Here is a 6420-nt window from a genome sequence, read left to right on the forward strand (position 1 = left end):
GCCGTGACCGGAAGGCTGGCGCCGTGGCGGTGGGCTTCGGAAAGACAGATCGACAGATCCTTGCGCATCCATTCGACCGCGAAGCCGAAATCGTATTTGCCGTCGTTCATGGTCTTGTGGCGGTTCTCCATCTGCCACGACTGCGCGGCGCCCTTGGAGATGGTGTCGATCACCGCGTTGACGTCGAGGCCGGCCTTCTTGGCGAAGTGGATGCCCTCCGACAGGCCTTCGACCAGCCCGGCGATGCAGATCTGATTGACCATCTTGGTGAGCTGACCGCTGCCGGCGGGGCCCAGCAGCTTGCACATCCGTGCGTAGGCGGCGATCACCGGCTCGGCCTTGGCGAAGTCTTCCGGCCGGCCACCGCACATCACCGTCAGCACGCCGTTCTCGGCGCCGGCCTGGCCACCCGACACCGGCGCGTCGATGAAGTGGAAGCCCGCTTTGCTTGCAGCAGCGTCGAGCTCGCGCGCGACTTCGGCGGAGGCGGTGGTGTGGTCGACGAAGATCGCGCCCTTGCTCATCGCACCGAACGCGCCGTCGGCGCCGGTGGTGACGGCGCGCAGGTCGTCGTCGTTGCCGACGCAGGCCATCACGAAGTCCTGGCCCGCCGCAGCCTCGGCCGGGGTCGGCGCCGCGCGGCCGCCGAACTTCTCGGCCCAGGCCTGCGCCTTCGCGGCCGTGCGATTGTAGACCGTCACCTCATGGCCGCCTTTCGTCACGAGATGTCCGGCCATCGGAAACCCCATGACGCCGAGACCGATGAAAGCGACTTTGGCCATGTCTGGACCCTTCGGTTGCGAGGGCGCGAGCCGGTCGCGCCTGATCGAGTGGAGGTGAGGGCGGCCCGCTGCGAGGCACGCGAGGAGGAGGCGTCAGCATAGGCGAGGAGCTTCGCGGAGCAAGCCTGCGATCTCCCTCGAACGTAAGGCAAAGCGATCATCTTGCGGTGCAGCATGGTTCCGCGCGGGGCCGCTTCACAAGCGAGGGCCGATGGCTAATTCCCGGCTTGAACCGAGCGTTGGCATGTGATCGGTGGGCACGCGAAGCGGCAGGAGACTTCCAGTGAGCGTGACCCAGCAACAGATTCTCGACAGCCTGGCCAAGGTGGCGACGCCGCGTGGCGTGCCGCTGACCAAAGCCGGCGTGCTGTCGGAGATCGCCATCACCGACGGCAAGGTGTACTTCTCGATCAACGTCGATGCGGCCGAGGCGCGGGCTTGGGAGAGCGTGCGCAGCGATGCTGAGGCAGCCGTGCGCGGTACGTCCGGCGTGAAGAGCGCGCTGGTCGCGCTGACTGCCGAGCGTCAGCCGGGCAGCGCTCCGGCACAGCGGCCTGGCGTGGCGCCGGTGTCGGCGCATCGTCCGGCCGGTGCACCCGGAGCCGGTCTGCCGAAACAGGCGGGCATTCCCGGTGTCGGCGCGATCATCGCCGTCGCATCCGGCAAAGGCGGCGTCGGCAAATCGACCACTGCGCTCAATCTCGCGCTCGGCCTGCGCGACCTCGGCCTCAAGGTCGGGCTGCTCGACGCCGACATCTATGGTCCGTCGGTGCCGCGCCTGACGGGCATCAACGAGAAGCCGCAACTCGACGACAGCCGCCGGATGATTCCGATCGCGCGGTTCGGCCTGTCGATCATGTCAATCGGCTTCCTGGTCGACGAAGAGGCGGCGATGATCTGGCGCGGTCCGATGGTGATGTCGGCGATCACGCAGATGCTGCGCGACGTCGACTGGGGCAAGCTCGACGTGCTGGTGGTCGACATGCCGCCCGGCACCGGTGACGCGCAACTGACGCTGGCGCAGACCGTGCCGCTGAAGGGCGCGGTGATCGTGTCGACGCCGCAGGATTTGGCACTGATCGATGCCCGCAGGGGCCTTGCGATGTTCACCAAGGTGAATGTCCCGGTGATCGGCATCATCGAGAACATGAGTTACTTCCTCTGCCCGGAATGCGGCACCCGGTCCGACGTGTTCGGGCATGGCGGAGCGCGGCACGAGGCCGAGCGACTCGGCGTCCCGTTCCTCGGCGAAATCCCGCTGCATATGGAGATTCGAGCCACTTCGGACGCCGGCCGGCCTGTGGTCGAGAGCGAGCCCAACGGGCCGCATGCGACGATCTATCGCGCGATTGCCGGCAAGGTGCGCGACCGGATCAACAGCCTCGCGACCAATTGATGCGCTGCGAAGTGATCATACCGGCGTCGATGATCGACCACTCAGGAGTGATCGTCGACGCCGCGTGGTGATCACGCTGGAATTTCCGTCTTCGACTTTGGTTGAATCTCAGTTATCTACTCGGTCGCGGCGTTTTATGCGGATCACCATCCGTGTTAGAGACGCTTCGCCACAAACGGCTCCGCGGTTCGCCTTCTTTTGGTCGGGCGCGCATGGAATCCGGGAAAACGCCGGCAACAAGGAGATGCCTTATGAAACGTCGTGACTTTCTGAAAGTGTCAGCTACCGGCGCTGCGGCAGCGGCCGCGGTGGCTTCCCCGGCGATCGCGCAGTCCTCGCCCGAGGTGAAGTGGCGGCTGACCTCCAGCTTCCCGAAGTCGCTCGACACCATCTATGGCGGCGCCGAATATCTGGCGAAGCAGGTCGCCGAGATGACCGACAACAAGTTCCAGATCCAGGTGTTCGCGGCGGGTGAAGTCGTCCCCGGCCTGCAGGCGCTGGATGCCACGTCCAACGGCACCGTCGAGATGTGCCACACTGTGTCGTACTACTATGTCGGCAAGGACCCGACCTTCGCGGTGTTCGCGTCGGTCCCGTTCGGCCTCAACGCCCGTCAGCAGAACTCCTGGCTGTATCAGGGCGGCGGCAACGAGCTCGCCAACGAATTCTACAAGAAGTACGGCCTGGTCGGCTTCCCCTGCGGCAACACCGGCACTCAGATGGGTGGCTGGTTCCGGAAGGAGATCAAGACCGTTGCCGACATGAGCGGCCTGAAGATGCGCATCGGCGGCATTGCCGGTCAGGTGCTGCAGAAGGTCGGCGTGGTGCCGCAGCAGATCGCCGGCGGCGACATCTATCCGGCGCTGGAGAAAGGCACTATCGACGCTGCCGAGTGGGTCGGCCCGTACGACGACGAAAAGCTCGGCTTCCAGAAGGTCGCGAAGTACTACTACTATCCGGGCTTCTGGGAAGGCGGCCCGACCGTGCACGCCTTCACCAACCTCGAGAAGTTCAACCAGCTGCCGAAGAACTATCAGGCGATCCTCGCCAACGCGGCGGTGAACACCAACACCTGGATGAACGCCCGCTACGACCTGCTCAACCCGACCGCGCTGAAGCGGCTGGTGGCCGGCGGCACGCAGCTGCGTCCGTTCTCGAACGAAATCCTCGACGCCTGCCTCAAGGCCACCAACGAGCTGTGGGGCGAAATCTCGGCGAAGAACCCGGACTTCAAGAAGGCGATCGACGCCATGCAGGCGTATCGCTCCGACCAGTACCTGTGGTGGCAGGTCGCGGAGTACACCTTCGACAGCTTCATGATCCGCTCCCGCACCCGCGGCTGATCTGAACGCCTGAAACGAAAAGGCCCGGCCTCCGCGAGGAGGCCGGGCTTTTTTTGTTTGTTACCAGTCTTCCTAGGGAGACGGGCGGTCCAGCTCCACCGTCATTGCGAGCGAAGCGAAGCAATCCAGCTCAGTGCACTGTACTGGATTGCTTCGTCGCTGCGCTCCTCGCAATGACGGGAAGGGGAAGCTGTCCTCGATCAGAACTTCGGCGGGCCGAGATCGATCTGCGGCATCTCGATCTGCGGGATGTCGATCTTGACCTTGGACGGGTCGATGTCGCCTGCGACGCCCTTGTAGTGCATCACCATTCCGGGGAAGGCGATCACCATTGCGACCATGATCAGCTGGATGATCACGAACGGCACCGAGCCCCAGTAGATCTGGCCGGTGGTGACGGGCGCCATCTGCTTGCCGCTGACGCGATCGATATACGGCAGCTTCGGCGCCACCGAGCGCAGGTAGAACAGGGCGAAGCCGAACGGCGGATGCATGAACGAGGTCTGCATGTTGACGCCGAGCATGACGCCGAACCAGATCAGGTCGATACCGAGCTTCTCAGCCGCCGGCCCGAGCAGCGGAATGACGATGAAGGCGAGCTCGAAGAAGTCGAGGAAGAACGCCAGCACGAACACGAAGGCGTTGACGAAGATCAGGAAGCCGAGCTGCCCGCCGGGCAGCGACACCAGCAGCTCCTCGACCCAGCGATGGCCGTCGACGCCGTAGAAGGTGAGCGAGAACACGCGGGCGCCGACCAGGATCATCACCACGAAGGCGGTCAGCTTGGCGGTGGACTCGGTGGCCTGCCGGGTGAGGTCGAAGCTCAACCGGCCCTTCATCAGCGCCAGAATCATCGCGCCGGCTGCGCCCATCGCGCCACCTTCGGTCGGCGTCGCGACGCCGATGAAGATGGTACCGAGCACCAGGAAGATCAGGCCGAGCGGCGGCACCATCACGAACACGACCTGCTCGGCGAGCTTGGACAGCAGCTTCAGCCGCAGCAGCCGGTTCAGCACCGCGATCACGAACGACAGCGCCACGGTGACCGACATCGTCAGCACGATGTAGTCGGCGCCGGACTTCACGTCGGTGAAGCTCATCGCCACGATGCCGGCGGCGGTCGATGCGGCGACCACCAGATACAGCGACATCGTCATGGTGCGGATGATGCCGATGAACGGGCGGAACAGCACGGCCGTGAGGATCACGAACCAGAAGCCCTGCATTACCAGCTGCGACAGGCCGACCTTGTCGAACGCCGGCTTGCTCCAGTCGAACGCGCCCCAATGCACCGTGAACAGATAGGCCGCACCGCCGGCCGACAGCGCCGCCAGCGGCATGATCAGCGGGTGCTTGGCGGTCTCCGGCTCACGCAGCGTCTGCGCTTCGAGCGGCAGGCCGGGCGCGGCCTTCGGGGCGAAGATCGTCACCAGGAAGATGTACAGCGCATACAGCAGCGACAGCACGATGCCCGGAATGAAGGCGCCTTCGTACATGTCGCCGACCGAACGGCCGAGCTGGTCGGCCATCACGATCAGCACCAGCGACGGCGGGATGATCTGCGCCAGCGTGCCGGACGCGGCGATGATGCCGGTGGCGACGCGGCGGTCGTAGCCGTAGCGCAGCATGATCGGCAGCGAGATCAGGCCCATCGAGATCACCGAGGCGGCGACCACGCCGGTGGTGGCGGCGAGCAGGGCGCCGACGAACACCACCGCATAGGCGATGCCGCCGCGGATCGAGCCGAACAACTGGCCGATGGTCTCGAGCAGATCCTCGGCCATGCCGGATCTCTCCAGCACCAACCCCATGAAGGTGAAGAATGGAATCGCCAGCAGCGTTTCGTTGTTCATCACCCCGTAGACGCGATCGGGCAGCGCCTGCAGGAAGTCGGGACGGAACAGGCCGAGTTCGATGCCGAGGAAGGCGAACAGAAGGCCGTTGGCGGCGAGCGAAAACGCCACCGGATAGCCCAGCAGCAGAAATACCACCAACGACGCGAACATGATCGGCGCCATGTAGTGGATCAACAGTGCGGTCATGCGGACCGGCCCCCCAATGCGATGACCACGAAGCGGCTTACTTTTTGTCGCCGCCGATGTTGAGCAACAGCCGCTCGGCTTCGAGCTCGGCGGAACTGTGTGCGGATTGTGCGGAAGCGTTGCTGTCCGGGATCGCGCCGACCATCATCGCGAGGCGCTTGATGATCTCCGAGATGCCCTGAATGATCAGCAGCACGCACATGATCATGATCAGCGCCTTGGCCGGCCATTGCGGCAAGCCGCCGGCGCTGAACGACTGCTCGTTCTGGTGATACGAGACCAGGAAGAATGGGATCGACCACCACAGCAGGATGATCGCGAACGGCATCAGGAAGAACACATGGCCGATCATATCGATCCAGCCGCGCAGCTTGAGCGGGAGGCTGTGATTGATGATGTCGATGCGGATGTGTTCGTTGCTGAGCAGGGTCCAGGGCGAGCACAGCATGAACACCACGCTGAACAGCACCCACTGCAATTCCAGGAACGAGTTCGACGACATATCGAAGATCTTGCGGACCACGGCGTTGACTGCCGAAATCGCCACCGCCGCCACGATCAGCCAGGACACCCAACGGCCCACAACCGTGTTGAAGGCGTCGATCGTCCTGCTCAGTCCAAGCAATGCTCGCAACGCTCGGTCTCCTCCCGGTTCGTCCGGCCTGCGCGATTACAACGCGAAGCGGCTTTTTGTAGCCGAGGGCTCGCGAAGCGTGCGCACCAAACCAGCGCGTCACCGTTCCGTCAATTGGAAAATGGCAATCAGGAGCGCTGTTCAGCGGAATGATTAGTCGCAGGTGGGAGCGCTTAGCCGCCGGTGACGCTCATGTGCCGGCTGACGCTCGGCCGGTTATGGC

The 6420-nt window shown here is 64.3% G+C and carries 5 protein-coding genes; 2 read left to right on the forward strand and 3 right to left on the reverse strand.

What is annotated here, in order from left to right; translation table 11 throughout:
• Window positions 1-782: NAD(P)-dependent oxidoreductase (locus DYI24_RS18660; RefSeq protein WP_164573375.1), on the reverse strand; the 782-nt coding region annotated here is incomplete at its 3' end.
• A 283-nt stretch (window positions 783-1065) separates the two neighbouring features.
• Between DYI24_RS18660 and DYI24_RS18665 the strand changes: the two genes are divergently transcribed.
• The gene (locus DYI24_RS18665) at window positions 1066-2178 is read left to right on the forward strand and encodes an Mrp/NBP35 family ATP-binding protein (RefSeq protein ID WP_107343936.1); all 1113 of its coding nucleotides are present in this window, start codon (window positions 1066-1068) and stop codon (window positions 2176-2178) included.
• Window positions 2179-2429: 251 nt separating this feature from the next.
• Window positions 2430-3521, forward strand: coding sequence for a TRAP transporter substrate-binding protein (locus DYI24_RS18670; protein WP_107343937.1), 1092 nt, complete (start codon window positions 2430-2432; stop codon window positions 3519-3521).
• 200 nt (window positions 3522-3721) lie between these two features.
• Here DYI24_RS18670 and DYI24_RS18675 read toward each other — a convergent pair whose 3' ends face one another.
• Both DYI24_RS18675 and DYI24_RS18680 read right to left on the reverse strand, forming a co-directional pair.
• Window positions 3722-5563: a TRAP transporter large permease gene (locus DYI24_RS18675; protein WP_164573376.1), complete on the reverse strand. Its 1842-nt coding sequence runs from the start codon at window positions 5561-5563 to the stop codon at window positions 3722-3724.
• Window positions 5564-5600: 37 nt separating this feature from the next.
• Window positions 5601-6197, reverse strand: a complete 597-nt coding sequence (locus tag DYI24_RS18680; protein WP_107355161.1) for a TRAP transporter small permease subunit — start codon at window positions 6195-6197, stop codon at window positions 5601-5603.
• Between the last annotated feature and the right edge of the window lie 223 nt (window positions 6198-6420).

Origin of the sequence: Rhodopseudomonas sp. BR0C11 (assembly GCF_010820945.1) — a bacterium.
GTDB lineage: Bacteria > Pseudomonadota > Alphaproteobacteria > Rhizobiales > Xanthobacteraceae > Rhodopseudomonas > Rhodopseudomonas palustris_H.